Origin of the sequence: Sphingobacterium mizutaii (assembly GCF_900187125.1) — a bacterium.
GTDB lineage: Bacteria > Bacteroidota > Bacteroidia > Sphingobacteriales > Sphingobacteriaceae > Sphingobacterium > Sphingobacterium mizutaii.
This window is the reverse complement of record NZ_LT906468.1, coordinates 3,708,076-3,723,266: the sequence shown is the minus strand read 5'-3', so window position 1 is coordinate 3,723,266 and position 15,191 is coordinate 3,708,076. Positions and strand designations below refer to the sequence as shown.

11 protein-coding genes and 1 pseudogene are annotated in these 15,191 nt (G+C 40.7%); all 12 read right to left on the bottom strand.

Annotated features, from left to right (window positions below):
• A complete protein-coding gene (gene leuC / locus CKW03_RS16080; protein ID WP_093100269.1) occupies nucleotides 1–1,398 on the bottom strand; it encodes a 3-isopropylmalate dehydratase large subunit in 1,398 nt (465 codons plus the stop codon).
• A gap of 96 nt (nucleotides 1,399–1,494) precedes the next feature.
• Nucleotides 1,495–2,976, bottom strand: a complete 1,482-nt coding sequence (gene ilvC / locus CKW03_RS16075) for a ketol-acid reductoisomerase (RefSeq protein WP_093100267.1) — start codon at nucleotides 2,974–2,976, stop codon at nucleotides 1,495–1,497.
• A 42-nt stretch (nucleotides 2,977–3,018) separates the two neighbouring features.
• A complete protein-coding gene (locus tag CKW03_RS16070) occupies nucleotides 3,019–3,489 on the bottom strand; it encodes a DinB family protein (RefSeq protein WP_093100266.1) in 471 nt (156 codons plus the stop codon).
• An 11-nt stretch (nucleotides 3,490–3,500) separates the two neighbouring features.
• Nucleotides 3,501–3,865 (bottom strand): annotated as a pseudogene (locus CKW03_RS16065) (glyoxalase superfamily protein).
• 11 nt (nucleotides 3,866–3,876) lie between these two features.
• Nucleotides 3,877–4,467 carry an acetolactate synthase small subunit gene (ilvN, locus tag CKW03_RS16060; protein WP_093100264.1) on the bottom strand — a complete coding sequence of 197 codons (591 nt, stop codon included), beginning with the start codon at nucleotides 4,465–4,467 and terminating at the stop codon, nucleotides 3,877–3,879.
• Nucleotides 4,468–4,469: 2 nt separating this feature from the next.
• Nucleotides 4,470–6,212 carry a biosynthetic-type acetolactate synthase large subunit gene (ilvB, locus tag CKW03_RS16055; RefSeq protein WP_093100262.1) on the bottom strand — a complete coding sequence of 581 codons (1,743 nt, stop codon included), beginning with the start codon at nucleotides 6,210–6,212 and terminating at the stop codon, nucleotides 4,470–4,472.
• A gap of 171 nt (nucleotides 6,213–6,383) precedes the next feature.
• Nucleotides 6,384–8,084, bottom strand: coding sequence for a dihydroxy-acid dehydratase (ilvD, locus tag CKW03_RS16050; protein ID WP_093100261.1), 1,701 nt, complete (start codon nucleotides 8,082–8,084; stop codon nucleotides 6,384–6,386).
• Complete coding sequence (locus CKW03_RS16045; RefSeq protein WP_093100259.1) at nucleotides 8,068–8,958, bottom strand: branched-chain amino acid transaminase; 891 nt, start codon at nucleotides 8,956–8,958, stop codon at nucleotides 8,068–8,070. Before CKW03_RS16045 ends, ilvD begins: the two co-directional genes overlap by 17 nt.
• Before the next feature lie 369 nt (nucleotides 8,959–9,327).
• Entirely contained in the window at nucleotides 9,328–9,576 is a 249-nt protein-coding gene (atpC, locus tag CKW03_RS16040) for an ATP synthase F1 subunit epsilon (RefSeq protein WP_093100258.1), read from the bottom strand.
• A gap of 151 nt (nucleotides 9,577–9,727) precedes the next feature.
• Complete coding sequence (atpD, locus tag CKW03_RS16035; protein ID WP_093100256.1) at nucleotides 9,728–11,230, bottom strand: F0F1 ATP synthase subunit beta; 1,503 nt, start codon at nucleotides 11,228–11,230, stop codon at nucleotides 9,728–9,730.
• Between the two features lie 198 nt (nucleotides 11,231–11,428).
• Entirely contained in the window at nucleotides 11,429–12,688 is a 1,260-nt protein-coding gene (locus CKW03_RS16030; RefSeq protein WP_093100255.1) for a DUF4374 domain-containing protein, read from the bottom strand.
• A 20-nt stretch (nucleotides 12,689–12,708) separates the two neighbouring features.
• Entirely contained in the window at nucleotides 12,709–15,105 is a 2,397-nt protein-coding gene (locus tag CKW03_RS16025) for a TonB-dependent receptor (RefSeq protein ID WP_093100253.1), read from the bottom strand.
• Between the last annotated feature and the right edge of the window lie 86 nt (nucleotides 15,106–15,191).

The following is a 15,191-nucleotide window of genomic DNA, read 5'->3' as shown; positions in this document are numbered from 1 at the left end:
TTACACTAATTCTCTAACGTCTACAATTTTACCAGTCACTGCTGCAGCTGCTGCGGTAAGTGGACTTACCAGCATAGTGCGCGCATTTGGTCCTTGTCTACCTTCAAAATTTCGGTTAGAAGTAGAAACACAGTATTTACCCGCAGGAATCTTGTCTTCGTTCATCCCTAGACATGCAGAACAGCCAGGTTCACGAAGGATAAAGCCTGCTTCTTCAAATATCTTGTCAATTCCTTCAAGTTTAGCCTGAGCTTCCACTTGTTTTGATCCCGGAACGATCCATACTTCCACATTATCTGCCTTATGCTTGCCTTGAACGAAGGCAGCTACCTGACGCAAATCTTCAATACGAGAGTTGGTACAACTTCCGATAAAAACATAATCAACCGGCTTTCCGATAACCTGTTCACCATCATGGAATCCCATGTAATTTAAAGCCTTTTGGTAAGATGGACGTTCATTCTCTGGTTGAGAAGTCGTTGTAGGAATGTTTTCCGTGATCCCGATTCCCATTCCTGGGTTGGTACCATAAGTAATCATAGGTTGGATATCAGCAGCATCAAAAGTCAATACCTTATCAAACTCTGCATCATCATCGGAATACAAGGTTTTCCAATAAGCCAATGCTTTTTCCCATTCTTCTCCTTTTGGAGCGAATTCGCGACCATTGATATAATCAAAAGTCGTTTGGTCTGGGGCGATCAATCCACCACGAGCACCCATTTCAATACTCATGTTACAGATGGTCATACGGCCTTCCATACTCAATGAGCGAATAGCAGAACCTGCATATTCAACAAAATAACCTGTTCCACCAGCTGCAGAAATCTTGGAAATGATGTATAGGATAATATCTTTAGCACCCACACCTTTTCCTAGTTCACCATTGACCTCGATTTTCATGGTTTTTGGTTTTTGCAGCAATAAACATTGTGTAGCAAATACTTGCTCAACTTGGGAAGTCCCGATTCCAAATGCAATGGTACCAAATGCACCATGTGTAGAAGTGTGGCTATCTCCACATACCATTGTCTTTCCAGGTAAGGTGATGCCTAATTCAGGCCCAATAACATGCACAATTCCTTGGAAAGGGTGACCCAATCCATATAATTCAACACCAAATTCCTTGCAGTTTTTGGTCAGCATGTCTACTTGGTAGCGAGAAAGTTCTTCTTTGATTGGCAAATGCTGGTTTAATGTTGGGACATTATGGTCAGCCGTTGCTACAGTTTGATCCGGACGGAGTACAGGCAGTCCTCTTTTGCGCAAACCATCAAATGCCTGTGGGGAGGTCACTTCATGGATGAGGTGGGTATCGATATATATGATATCAGGAAACCCTTCTTGACGCTTGACGACATGTGCATCCCAAATTTTTTCTACTAATGTTTTTCCCATTTTTCTCTTTATCTCTTGTTGGTTTGAAATTTTAAAAGGGGTAAAATCAAAATATGGTAATTTTACCCCAGTTTTAGCTATCTAATTTACGAAAAATTAAACAGTTTGAATAGCTTTCATAGCAGTCATCGCTTTACGCAACTTTCTACCTACGATTTCTACTTCATGATTTCTTAAAATATCGTTAACCTGTACTAATTTGATGTTGTCAACTGAACCATCTTTTCCTTCATTGAAGTTTTTACCAACCACATCCGTGTCGATTTTCTTCATGAAATCTGCCAATAATGGCTTACAAGCTTGGTCAAATAAATAACAACCATATTCTGCTGTGTCGGAAATAACACGGTTCATCTCGAATAATTTCTTACGAGCAATGGTATTTGCGATCAATGGAGTCTCGTGCAATGATTCGTAGTATGCCGATTCTGGTTTGATACCAGCCTCAACCATCGTTTCGAAAGCCAATTCAACACCAGCTCTCACGAAAGCAACCATCAATAGATAATTGTCAAAGTACTCTTGTTCTGAAATCTTAACATCTCCAGCTGGAGTTTTTTCGAAAGCAGTCTCACCTGTTTCAGCTCTCCATTTCAACAAGTTTGCATCGCCGTTAGCCCAGTCTTCCATCATGGTCTTGCTGAATTCGCCAGACATGATATCATCTTGGTGTTTCTGGAACAATGGACGCATAATGTCCTTCAATTCTTCTGACAATTCAAAAGCCTTGATTTTCGCAGGGTTGCTCAAGCGGTCCATCATACCACTTACACCACCATGCTTTAAAGCTTCTGTAATAACTTCAACACCGTATTGAACAAGCTTTGATGCATAACCAGCGTCGATTCCTTTTTCTACCATTTTATCAAATGAAAGAATAGAACCAGTTTGCAACAAACCACATAGGATAGTTTGCTCACCCATCAAGTCAGATTTTACTTCTGCAACGAAAGATGATTTCAATACCCCAGCGCGGTCACCACCAGTTCCAGCACAGTATGCCTTCGCTTCAGCCCATCCTTTTCCTTGTGGGTCATTTTCTGGGTGAACAGCGATCAAGGTAGGAACACCAAATCCTCTTAAGTATTCAGCGCGAACCTCTGATCCTGGACATTTTGGAGCCACCATGATTACCGTGATATCTGGACGGATCTGCATACCTTCTTCCACGATGTTGAAGCCGTGTGAGTAGGATAGGGTAGCACCTTCTTTCATCAATGGCATTACAGCATTGATTACGGATGTATGTTGTTTATCTGGAGTCAAGTTGATAACAAGGTCAGCCGAAGGAATCAACTCTTCATAGGTTCCAACTTTGAAATTGTTGTCAGTTGCATTTTTCCAAGAATCTCTTTTTTGTTCAATAGCTTCTTTACGCAATGCATAAGATACGTCCAATCCGCTATCTCTCAAGTTTAGACCTTGGTTCAAGCCTTGAGCTCCACAACCTACGATTACGATTTTTTTACCTTTTAAAGCTTCTACTCCTTCATTGAACTCGGATGAATTCATGAATTCTGCAACGCCTAATTGATCTAATTGCTCTCTAAGAGGTAATGTGTTGAAATAATTTGCCATTGTAATACTGAATTAAATATTTTTTTCGATTAAGGTTTCTTATTATTTGTTGTTGATTATTCTTTTTTGTGCGGTTGCATAGCCATAGTGCAAGTTGTCATGACCTACCGAAGTGATCAATACATCCTCTATGCTGTTTAGCGTAGCCCCATAGGTTGCCGTCTCATAAGGAGTGGTAGTCTTGAAAACCCCAGCATTGTAATCAGCTTCGATCTCACGGATCGAGCTCAATGCGATTTCCTTAAGATCATTTACTTCCTCTTGGCTTACGAAGTAGGTAGGTTTAGTGCCCTTTGCATAGGCATCCACATACTTTACCCAGTTAACCCCTTCACGGATTCCAGTGCGGGTATAACTTAATGTTTGTGTGCTCACTACGATATGTCCAAAATTCCAGATGATGTTGTTATTGAATCCTGTTGGAATTTCGTTCAATTGCTCCAAGGACAATTCATCGATCAATCTGATGAATGCCTTGCGGCCATCGATAATGAATTGGAATACTTTTTCCATTTGTTTTATACTTATTTAATCGGTTCGTTGAAAGATATCTTATTGCCAAATGGATCAATGACCTGAACGCAATGGCAGTTATAGAAGGTTCCTCTTAACCGGGTTTGTTGTACTTGTAGTTTTTCTGGATCAATTGCTCATGATACGCCTTTAATCCAGAGCAGTTCACAAAAACCTGTGAACCCGGTGTGGCATCACCATGATGCTCGCTTAGGTGCATCGCCATTCCATCTCTGGAAATCTGCATGTAAATCGGAGAATTGTCGTCAAATCGATGTTCCCAGTCAATATGAAAACCAAGCCAGTCGATGTAAAACTCGACTGCCTTGGAATAATCAAATATTCTGAATATCGGAATGACCTGTTCTACCTGCATGCAAGGTTTTATTACATGGTAAAGACATCATCACGCTGATCCAAATACTCGTTTTCAACGATGTCTGGAGCAGGTTCATTGATCTCAAATTGTTTAAGCTTGGTATGGAAACCAGCACTGTCCTTGATGATCGCGATACGGGCACCGCGCACAAATTCAATTAAGCTGTATTTGCTCAGTTCCTCGGTTAGCCTATCGATCTCCTCACGGTGACCTGCGGTTTCGAATACAATATAGTCATTACGAATCACAACTACATTAGCTCCATACTGACGTAGTAAGCGTTCTACCAATACTTTCTCTGCAATAGCCTCTGCAGGTACTTTATATAAGGCTTGTTCTTGCCAAATCAATTCATCATTAGTATTGAAGTATGCTTTCAATACCTCGACTTGTTTTTCTACCTGACGGCATAATTTGCGAACCACTTCTTCTGATTCTGTAATCAAGATCGTAAAGCGGTGTATCCCTTCCACCTCTGACGGGGAAGTGTTTAAGCTCTCGATATTGATTTTACGTCTTGAAAATATCCCAGATATACGGCCTATCATCCCGATAGAATTTTCTGTATATATGGTTATGGTATATTCTTGTTTTTCCATGATTACTTCAATCTAATTTCTGACACACTTGTTCCTTGTGCTACCATTGGGAATACATTGTTCTCTTTCCCTACCATTACTTCTAATAAGTAAGAGCCATCATGATCCATCATCGTTTGTAGGGCATCTTTCAAATCCTTACGCTCCGAAACTCTATTTCCATCGATATAATATCCTTTAGCAACTGCTACGAAATCAGGGCTTGTGATATTAACGAATGAATACCTCTTGTCGTGGAATAATTGTTGCCATTGGCGAACCATTCCCAAGAACTCATTGTTCAAGATCAAGATCTTCACCTTGGCGCCGAATTGCATAATGGTACCTAATTCCTGGATGGTCATTTGGATACCACCATCGCCGATGATAGCCACCACATCACGATGTGGAGCACCATACCAAGCGCCGATTGCAGCTGGTAGACCAAATCCCATGGTTCCTAAACCTCCAGAAGTAACGCTGGATTTCGAATTGTTGAATTTAGCATAACGGCAGGTTACCATTTGGTGCTGACCCACGTCAGTTACGATGACAGCATCTCCACCGGTGATCTCGTTCAGTACTTTCAGAACCTCACCCATGGTCAAGATGTCAGATGTAGGGTTTAGTTCATTATGGATTACTTCCTTGATTTCTTCTTTTTCCAAATCCCTGAACTGGTTCAGCCAAGCCGAGTGGTCAGCTTTCTCAATCAATTCGGTCAACATCGGAAGGGTTTCCTTACAATCTCCCCAAACAGGATAATGTGCTTTCACATTCTTGTCGATTTCAGCTGGATCAATGTCCAAGTGAACAACCTTCGCTTGCTTTGCGTATTTGTCCAATCGGCCGGTTACACGGTCGTCGAAACGCATACCGATAGCAATCAATACATCACATTCATTGGTCATCACATTGGGAGCATAATTTCCGTGCATCCCCAACATGCCCACGTGCAATGGGTGGTCTGTTTCCAGAGCGCTCAGCCCCATTACTGTTGCAGCAGATGGAATACCGGCTTTTTCGATAAAGGTCTTGAACTCTTGTTCTGCCTTACCCAAGATAATGCCTTGTCCAAACAGAATGAATGGTTTTTTTGCTGCATTGATAGCCTTTGCTGCCTCTTCCACATATTCCTTACGAACGATTGGAGCAGGTCTGTAACTGCGTACATGCTTGCATGACTCGTATCCATGGTAATCAAACAATTGGATCTGAGCATTTTTTGTGATATCAATTAATACTGGACCAGGTCTCCCTGTTCTAGCAATATAGAATGCTTTAGCTAATACACTTGGGATTTCATTTGCATCAGTCACCTGATAGTTCCATTTGGTTACAGGAGTGGTGATGTTGATGACGTCCGTTTCTTGAAATGCATCCGTTCCTAGGAGTGAAGCAAAGACTTGACCTGTAATACAGACGATAGGGTTACTATCGATCATCGCGTCTGCCAAACCAGTGACCAGGTTGGTCGCCCCAGGACCGCTTGTTGCAAAAGCCACACCCACACGTCCTGATGTACGTGCGTATCCTTGTGCAGCATGAATTCCACCTTGTTCGTGACGTACCAAAATATGCTTCAATTGATCAGAGTAATCATACAATGCATCATAGATCGGCATAATAGCACCTCCTGGATACCCGAATACGGTATCCACTTCCTCGTGGATTAAGGCTTCCATCACAGCCTGGGCACCGCTTACCTGCGTTCCAGCTGCCTTTCTAGTGGTCTCCTTTGTTTCCGTTTTTTCAAGTGTACTCATTTTGTAGTAATTAGTATTAAGTATTTAGTAGTTAGACTTATAGTCTAATACTTTTCTTTAATTTTTTCTGGTTATTTATTTGAGAGTATTAAGCGTTTATTTTATTTGAGACGTAATATTTTTTGCAGAATAATAGGTCTAAATACTAAATACTTAATACTTTCTACTCTTTTACAAATCCGTCACACATCCTTGGGATGCGTTCGCTACGCTTTTAGCGTATTTGTAAAGGACTCCTTTGCTTACTTTCAGGGCTGGTTGTTGCCAAGCTGCTCTGCGGGCTGCAATCTCTTCATCCGAGACCTGCAGGTTGATGCTGTTATTGACTGCGTCGATTTCGATGATGTCATCGTCCTGTACCAATCCGATCAATCCGCCTTCATAAGCCTCTGGTGTAATATGGCCCACAACGAAACCATGTGTACCACCCGAGAAACGTCCGTCTGTGATCAATGCCACCGAGCTTCCTAAGCCTGCTCCAATGATCAATGAGGTTGGTTTCAACATCTCAGGCATACCTGGTGCTCCTTTCGGACCTTCATTTTTGATCACCACGACATCACCTTTCTTGATTCTTCCCGTCTCCAGACCTTTCACCAAATCATGCTCGCCATCAAATACGCGCGCAGGACCTGTGAATTTCTCACCTTCTTTTCCTGAAATCTTCGCAACTGAACCTTCTTCAGCTAAGTTTCCGTAAAGAATCTGTAAGTGTCCTGTTGCTTTGATCGGGTCATTTAATTTGTGTATGATCGGTTGATTATATTCGATGATCGATTTTACATTAGCCAAGTTCTCTGCAACAGTTTTACCAGTTACCGTCAAACAGTCGCCATGCAATAATCCTTCATCTAAAAGATATTTCATTACTGCTGGGATACCACCGTATTGGTGTAGATCTTGCATCAAGAATTTTCCTGATGGTTTGAAGTCTGCTAATACAGGAGTTTCATCCGACATGCGTTGGAAATCATCCGGAGTAACATCTACATCCACGGATTTACCCATTGCAATAAAGTGAAGGACTGCATTCGTCGAACCACCTAAGATCACGATGATACGCATGGCATTCTCGAATGCTTTGCGGGTCATGATATCCGAAGGCTTAATGTCGTTCTCCAATAGGATGCGCATGTATTTACCGACCTCTAGACATTCCTGTTGCTTCTCTTTAGAAACTGCAGGATTAGAAGAGGAGTAAGGTAAGCTCATTCCCATAGCCTCAATAGCCGAAGCCATCGTATTTGCTGTATACATTCCACCACAAGCACCAGCACCTGGACAAGTATGACGGATAACCCCATCATAATCCTCATCTGAAATGGTACCTGCGATTTTCTTTCCTAAGGCCTCAAAAGCGGAAACAATATTTAATTCTTCACCTTTATAATGACCAGGAGCGATCGTTCCACCGTATACCATAATAGCAGGACGGTTTAATCTTCCCATCGCCATGATTGCCCCCGGCATGTTTTTATCACAGCCTGGGATAGCCACAACGCCATCATAGTACTGTCCGCCACAGATCGTTTCGATACTGTCTGCAATCACATCGCGTGAAACCAAAGAGTAGCGCATTCCATCCGTTCCATTACTCATTCCATCACTGACCCCAATGGTTCCAAACGTCAAGCCGACCAGATCGCTGTTCCAAATACCCTTTTTGACGACCTGAGCTAGGTCATTAAGGTGCATGTTACAGGTGTTACCGTCGTAGCCCATGCTCGCAATTCCAACTTGCGCCTTCTCCATATCTGCGTCGGTCAGACCGATACCATATAACATGGCTTTCGCAGCTGGTTGAGTTTCATCTTGTGTAAAGATGCGGCTGTACTTGTTGATTCCCTTTTGGTTGTCAGATGATGACTTCATAATTATTCTGCTCTAATACTAAGTTTTTATATTTTCTTTGGATAGATGCGCCGATGCTGTCTTCCCATTCTTCAGGGAATACCACATCGTCTACTTGTTTTATGCCTATTATTCCCGCTGCGGTACCACTTAAAAAGGCACTATCAGCTTCGTATATATCTTTTATCGTAATTCTCTTCTCGATGATATCAAAATTCAAACGCTTACAGATATCGATCACGGTTTCCCTTGTAATGCCGGGGAAGATGTTTCCCAATGGCGGGGTGTAAATCTTGAAGTCTTTTTCAATGAACAGGTTTTCACTCGATGCCTGTGCAACAAAACCATCCTGATCCAACAATAAGGCTTCATCAAATCCCTTTTGGATAGCATCACTGGTCGCTAATATCGAATTGATATATTGACCGGACACCTTGGCGTTGATAGGGAAGGACTTTGGATTCGGGCGTTCAATCCTCGAGATGTTTACCTTTAATAGGTTCTGTCCTAAATAGGGTCCCCATTCCCAAGCGGCAATCATGATATTGGCCGTATCCGATGCGGTCAAGTGCATATTGGATCCCGAATAGATCAAGGGGCGGATATAAGCTGCCCTAAGATTGTTGGCTTCCAATAGTTCATAGGACTTCGCTATCAGCTCTCTGTTGTCCCATTGATAAGGAAGGCCAATAGCCTTACAAGATTGCTGTAATCGGTCGAAATGTTCTTCTGCCTTAAAGATCCTCGTTCCATTATGAGTGCTGTAAGCACGCAGACCTTCGAAGGCTCCATAGCCATAATGTAATGACTGTCCAAACATATCAACTCCAGCATTGCTCGCCTTCACAAACTCCCCATTTAAATAGATCAGTGTATCTTGATTGTAATACTGCATAATAACCTGCCGAATTTGATGTAATACTTGATTGAAAAATTATCGTTTAGGATTCCCTTCGTTCTGTTTTGTTAAGTTAGCTCGAATTAAAATTCTTTACAATAGCCTAGAAATTTTTTTTGATAAAGTTTTTTATTTTGAAAATGTAATATTTTAAAAATTATATTTTACAACTATCCCTTGTTTTGTGTTTTAAATTTTGTTACCTGTAGACTAAAATTAAAATTGGTATATTTTTATTTTTTTCAAATTTTTAGTGAACCGGTCGAAATTCTTCCTAAAACTGCTCTCAGCCCGAAAAAACTTGCAAAAAAATAGCCCTTAGAACTTGAAGTTTTAAGGGCTACTTTATCGTAATATTTTGTTTATCTATTCTTCCGCAATTCCTTCTGCTAAAACGATGATATTGTTGTCCTTTACTTCCACTACACCACCTTTAATAATAATGACTTCTTCATCATTATTCTTTTTAATAATGACTTTACCATCTTCTAGCGTAGACACAATAGCCGCGTGATCCTTCAGAATCTGAAAAGAACCCGCCGATCCCGGAACTGTAACCGCTGTTACATCACCTTCGTAAGCTAATTTGTCTGGAGTTATGATTGTTAATTTCATTCTTTTTTTAAGTATTTAGTAGTTAGTATAGAGTATTTAGAACTTTCTAAGTACTATTTTGCTACTACCTAAATCAGGATTATGAACCTAATACTTTTGTAATTAGTAGTTAGGTCTAAATACTAACTACTAATTACTAAATACTAATATTTTAAACTGCTTCTGCTAATAGTTTTTTACCTTTCTCGATAGCGTCTTCGATTGAACCTACCAAGTTGAAAGATGCTTCTGGGTATTCATCTACTTCACCATCGATGATCATGTTGAATCCTTTGATAGTGTCTTTGATGTCTACTAGACAACCTTTCAAACCTGTAAACTGCTCTGCTACGTGGAATGGTTGTGACAAGAAACGTTGTACACGACGTGCGCGGTGTACTGTTAACTTATCTTCTTCAGATAATTCGTCCATACCTAAGATGGCGATGATATCTTGAAGTTCTTTATAACGTTGAAGAATTTCTTTTACGCGTTGTGCTGTATTGTAGTGCTCATCACCTAAAACTGCTGGAGAAAGGATACGTGAAGTAGAATCCAATGGATCCACCGCTGGGTAAATACCTAACTCAGAAATCTTACGAGATAATACGGTAGTTGCATCTAAGTGGGCAAATGTTGTTGCCGGAGCAGGGTCAGTCAAGTCATCCGCAGGTACGTATACCGCTTGTACAGATGTGATTGATCCGTTCTTAGTTGATGTAATACGCTCTTGCATTAAACCCATCTCTGTTGCTAGGGTAGGTTGGTAACCTACTGCTGATGGCATACGACCTAATAAGGCCGATACCTCAGAACCTGCTTGGGTAAAACGGAAGATGTTATCAATAAAGAATAAGATATCACGACCTTGTCCTTCGCCATCACCATCACGGAAGTATTCCGCAATAGTCAATCCTGATAACGCAACACGAGCACGAGCACCTGGAGGCTCATTCATCTGTCCGAATACGAAAGTACATTTAGACTCTTTCATCAATTCTAAATCCACAGTGTCCAAAGGCCATTGTCCTTTTTCCATTTCTTCCATGAATTTATCACCGTATTTGATAATGCCTGACTCCAACATCTCACGAAGTAAATCGTTTCCTTCACGAGTACGCTCGCCTACACCAGCAAATACCGAAAGACCACCGTGTCCTTTTGCGATATTGTTGATTAATTCCTGAATCAATACTGTTTTACCAACACCAGCACCACCGAACAAACCGATTTTACCACCTTTTGCATAAGGCTCTAATAAATCGATTACTTTAATTCCTGTAAACAATACTTCAGTTTCAGTCGATAGATCTTCAAACTTAGGAGGTACGTTGTGAATAGGACGACCGTTTTCCTTGTTTAATGCTTGAATACCGTCAATTGGATCTCCAACAACGTTGAATACACGACCTTTGATTTCTTCGCCAATCGGCATTTTGATCGGAGCGCCTGTATCAACTACCTTCATGCCACGAATTAAACCTTCGGTAGCATCCATTGCAATCGTACGAACACGTTCCTCACCTAAGTGCTGTTGAACCTCTAATATAATGCGCTGTCCATTGTCTTTCTCAATGTACAATGCATCATAAATCTTAGGAAGATTTTCATTGTCGGCAAAGTTGACGTCAACTACTGGGCCGATAATCTGCGCTATTTTACCAATATTGGGCATATTATAGGGACTAAAATTTATTAATCAATTTAAATACAGATTGTTTGAATGCCTGTATTTTGGAATGCAAAAATAAGTTTTATCTTATTAAAAGCAAAAGGGATATGCATATTTAATTTTTATTTTTTTCAAATCATCCTGCATACCCCTTTTTTGTTATTTATTTCTGCCGTTAATTGTCGGTTTTTACAAAACCTACTATCCGACTATAATCTTGTAAAGGCCAGATACTGAACCACCAGCAGTAACATTGAACAAGGCTTTCGCAGAAGTGCCAGTCAATTCATAATAACCGTTCTGGCTTCCATCCTTGGTATTTACCCTTAATAAAACTTTTCCGTCCAGTTCAATCGCGCCAAAGGCAGCACCTGGATTTGTAACAGCAGGAATTCCAGTGATCTTGGTCCTTTGTTTACTCGCTATATCGATCTGATAAAATTCCCAAACGTTTTCAAAATTGATGTTCCCAGTTGGACCAGCAGTCAATTTCGTATTTGGAATGACAGTAATGATCTTAGCATCTTTCGCAAAAACTGAAACAAACTTGCCTCCTTCTTGGATCTCATCCATATTAAGGCTCCAAGTTTTGTCGATGTCTGTTTCTGTCGACTTGATTCGCACTATTTTGGATTTGCCTCCAACGGCGCTGCGTCCTTGCGTAACGATATAGAGATCTCCATTGCTGTCGAAGTCATACATATTATTATCATTGATGTAGGCAATGGAACCAGTATCCTCAATTTTTATGGTTTTCTCGTACTTTCCCGAAGCTATATCAATGACCGCTATATAGACATCTGGAAAATAATCGTCGAAAAAGCCTTTTTGTGGACCATTAGTTTTGGCATAACTGATATTTGCAAAGAGTTTTCCGCCTTTTGCTGCTAGAAATTTCTGCCCAATGGACCTATAAAGGATTTCAGGAACATTCTGGCCTCTTTCATTGACAACAGTCGCAAAATCCAATTCACCGGTCCTGGTCATATTACTTGGATTAAAGGTCTGAATCTTCAATGGTGATGCGCCATCCCAATAGTACCCCTTATTATCATCCACGATGACAAAGTTTCCTGAACCATTACTATTATTATCAGCGGCAATAAATTTACCAGCACTGATCTTTCCATTAGCATCAACCAATAATTGATCGATTCCAAGTTCATTGGTCTTGCTATTGAACATTTTCAAGAGCTGGTTGCCATGTGGTCTCCATCCTCCAAATCCCAAACCCTGATAACTATTACTTCCATTATTGACAACATTGCCCGAAGGTATAGCATCAAATGCTGTTGCAAAGCCTGGTTTCTGCAAGTTGTTTTCACTCATGGTAATTAATACATATTTATCTTTGCCTTCCGGTTCAACAGGCGTCGGACCAGTTGAGTCTTCGCTGCAACTAGCAAAAATCCCCATGCTGAACATAAATAAAACGGATGCTTTGAATCTATTGATTTTCATAACCTTTAATTTTTGTGTTTTTATATTTGATAACTAAGTTTTAAATGGAAGCTTCGGCCAGGGCGTTGTACCCGGTAATAATCATATATATCCTTGCCGAGTATATTTCTAGCCTCTGCTCCAATAGCAAAATGATTTTTATGGAATTTATAGGTAAAACCTGCATTTAATAGGTGTTGATCGGGGATTATTAAATTGGAACTCAGGTTCGCACTGCCTGATAGGCCCAAAAAGCCTCCGGGTTCAGCTTCCTTTGGGATGGTCTCTAGGTAGAACTCGCGCATAAAATTGTAGTTCAAATAGAGCTGCAGGCTATTCTCTTTTTGAAAGAGATCCTTATAGTTAGCAGTTGCACCAAGGTTAGCAAAGAAATAGGGGGTATTCCTTAATCGTGCATCATTTTTCCATGAATCCTGCGCATTTTTAATTCCGAATAGTCTCAAATCCTGCCAAGTGGCATTTCCCGACAATTGATATTGCTCAGTGACCTGGTATTTAATATCCAGATCTACTCCATATCCACGTACATTCTCTTGATTTTGATATTGGGCATTCGGGGCTTGAATAGGAACCAGTAGAATCAAACCTTTCGTGTTCCTATAGAAACTGTTCAATTCAACTGTCAAGGCTTTCAGGGGCTGAGTGCTCAAGCCTAGGTTAAAATTTAAACTGCGTTCTGGGTCCAATTCGAAATTAGGGACAATGAAGATATTGTTTCCAAACAATTCTTCCCTTTCTGGCAGTCTATAGGTATACTCTGCTGAGGCCCTTAAAAAATTGTTTTCAGAGAACTGATATTTTATGGCTTCGGTAATGCCCCAATAATCAGCAGAAGTGTTCCGTATGTCTTTTTCCGTAATGTCCACGGAGAACCAAGTGTTTTGATATCCTTTTGCTTTGTAGATATAGTATTTCCCCATTAACTGATTGGTCAATTTTTCATTTAGAAGCGATTGCTCATAGGATAGACCAAATACATGTTTCTGATAGGTTGATGCCAAAGTGAGGATATCGATGTTTGAACCTTCCAGCCTCACCCCAAAAGGATCCTCCCCAGATCGGTTTGCCGAACTGAATACATAGTTTAATTCTACCTTGCTTTTTGGGGTTATTAAATAACTCAAGTTGGTTCTATTGACCCATTGCTTCTCGTCGATCTTAGATTGGGAGGGTAGGCGACTTTCTCCAAAATTGGTACCAGGCTTAAAATTCCCGAACCAATCATAAGTGCCTTTTAAAGTGTCGATTCTTTCGGTCTGCAGCACATTATAGGAATTGAATTGGTCGATCCGGAGTTTATTGTCCCAGAAATTTGCCTTATATCGCAGCGATGGGGCCAAGGTTCTTTGCTTGGAATGCAAAGCGCCATACGCGTCGGTCATTAAAGCTGGATGCTGTTGTTCCTTATAGAGATTAAACCCTGTAAGGCTAAACTTAAGTTCATCTGCCCAACTGCGGTTCCGCATACTGGCAAAGACTTCACCCAAATAATGTCGGTAAGCATTATGGAAGAGAGGGAGGCGTTGAGGTTCCTTGTTTTTGGTTTCAGGATTTACGACATCCACCAATGCCTTATAATTATTAGCCGAATAATTATAAAAGAGTTCTCCGCCGTAAGCCCATTTTTCATCCTTTGAAAGGTTAGACCCCATCAAGCCTAATCTATGGGTTTGGAAGGACCCCAGTTCATAATATACCTTGGCATGCTTTCCTTGACCTTTTCTGCTAACTAGGTTGACTGCTCCGCCTAAGGCATCCGAACCAAGGGAAACAGGCAAAACCCCTTTGTAGATTTCTACGTGGTCCAGCATTTCGATTGGTAAGGAAGATAGATTATAACCATCACCTAAATAGTCCAATGGAATCCCATCTTTAAAATACTTGATTGCTTTTCCCTGAAAGCCATTCACAGATAGTTCAGGTCGACTACCTAAGCCTCCATTCTGTCGTACCCTAATTCCTGTGCTTCGGTTCATCAGGTCACTCAAGGAAATGGCTTGACTAGAGACCGCTCTGGTATCTATAAATATGTTGCGGATTGCTGCTTGCTTGATTTTTTTGTTCTCCGAATTTCCTAGGACAGTTACACCTTCAATCCGCGATACCTCCTCTTGTAGAGAAAGGACCAAATGCAAGTCTTCAAAACTGTTTTTTGTGATTGTTCCTTTATAGGGTTTATAGCCGACAGCCTTTACCTCAATTTCGTATTGACCGGCTTTTACTCCCTCTGCATGATAAGATCCATCTTGGTTTGTGCTTCCCGCATGATTAGCAAAATGAAGGCTTGCCCCAGCAATCTTTTCCTTGCTTTGATCAGCGATTACATCGATTTGAATGGTACTTCCTTGTTGTGCAAAACCTAAATTGGAACTGAAAATGCTAATTAATATGAATAGTGTGTTCTTGAAAAAACTCATTCTAACTCCTAAATAACGTTGATTTGCTGGTAAATATAGCTTTATTTATAATTAGTTTAAATAAAATTTGTCATTTATTTAGAATC

Bases quoted from the DNA above. Each gene is read 5' to 3' on its own strand.
- leuC (WP_093100269.1), bottom strand. From the start codon at position 1,398: ATGGGAAAAACATTAGTAGAAAAAATTTGGGATGCACATGTCGTCAAG.
- ilvC (WP_093100267.1), bottom strand. From the start codon at position 2,976: ATGGCAAATTATTTCAACACATTACCTCTTAGAGAGCAATTAGATCAA.
- CKW03_RS16070 (WP_093100266.1), bottom strand. From the start codon at position 3,489: ATGGAAAAAGTATTCCAATTCATTATCGATGGCCGCAAGGCATTCATC.
- ilvN (WP_093100264.1), bottom strand. From the start codon at position 4,467: ATGGAAAAACAAGAATATACCATAACCATATATACAGAAAATTCTATC.
- ilvB (WP_093100262.1), bottom strand. From the start codon at position 6,212: ATGAGTACACTTGAAAAAACGGAAACAAAGGAGACCACTAGAAAGGCA.
- ilvD (WP_093100261.1), bottom strand. From the start codon at position 8,084: ATGAAGTCATCATCTGACAACCAAAAGGGAATCAACAAGTACAGCCGC.
- CKW03_RS16045 (WP_093100259.1), bottom strand. From the start codon at position 8,958: ATGCAGTATTACAATCAAGATACACTGATCTATTTAAATGGGGAGTTT.
- atpC (WP_093100258.1), bottom strand. From the start codon at position 9,576: ATGAAATTAACAATCATAACTCCAGACAAATTAGCTTACGAAGGTGAT.
- atpD (WP_093100256.1), bottom strand. From the start codon at position 11,230: ATGCCCAATATTGGTAAAATAGCGCAGATTATCGGCCCAGTAGTTGAC.
- CKW03_RS16030 (WP_093100255.1), bottom strand. From the start codon at position 12,688: ATGAAAATCAATAGATTCAAAGCATCCGTTTTATTTATGTTCAGCATG.
- CKW03_RS16025 (WP_093100253.1), bottom strand. From the start codon at position 15,105: ATGAGTTTTTTCAAGAACACACTATTCATATTAATTAGCATTTTCAGT.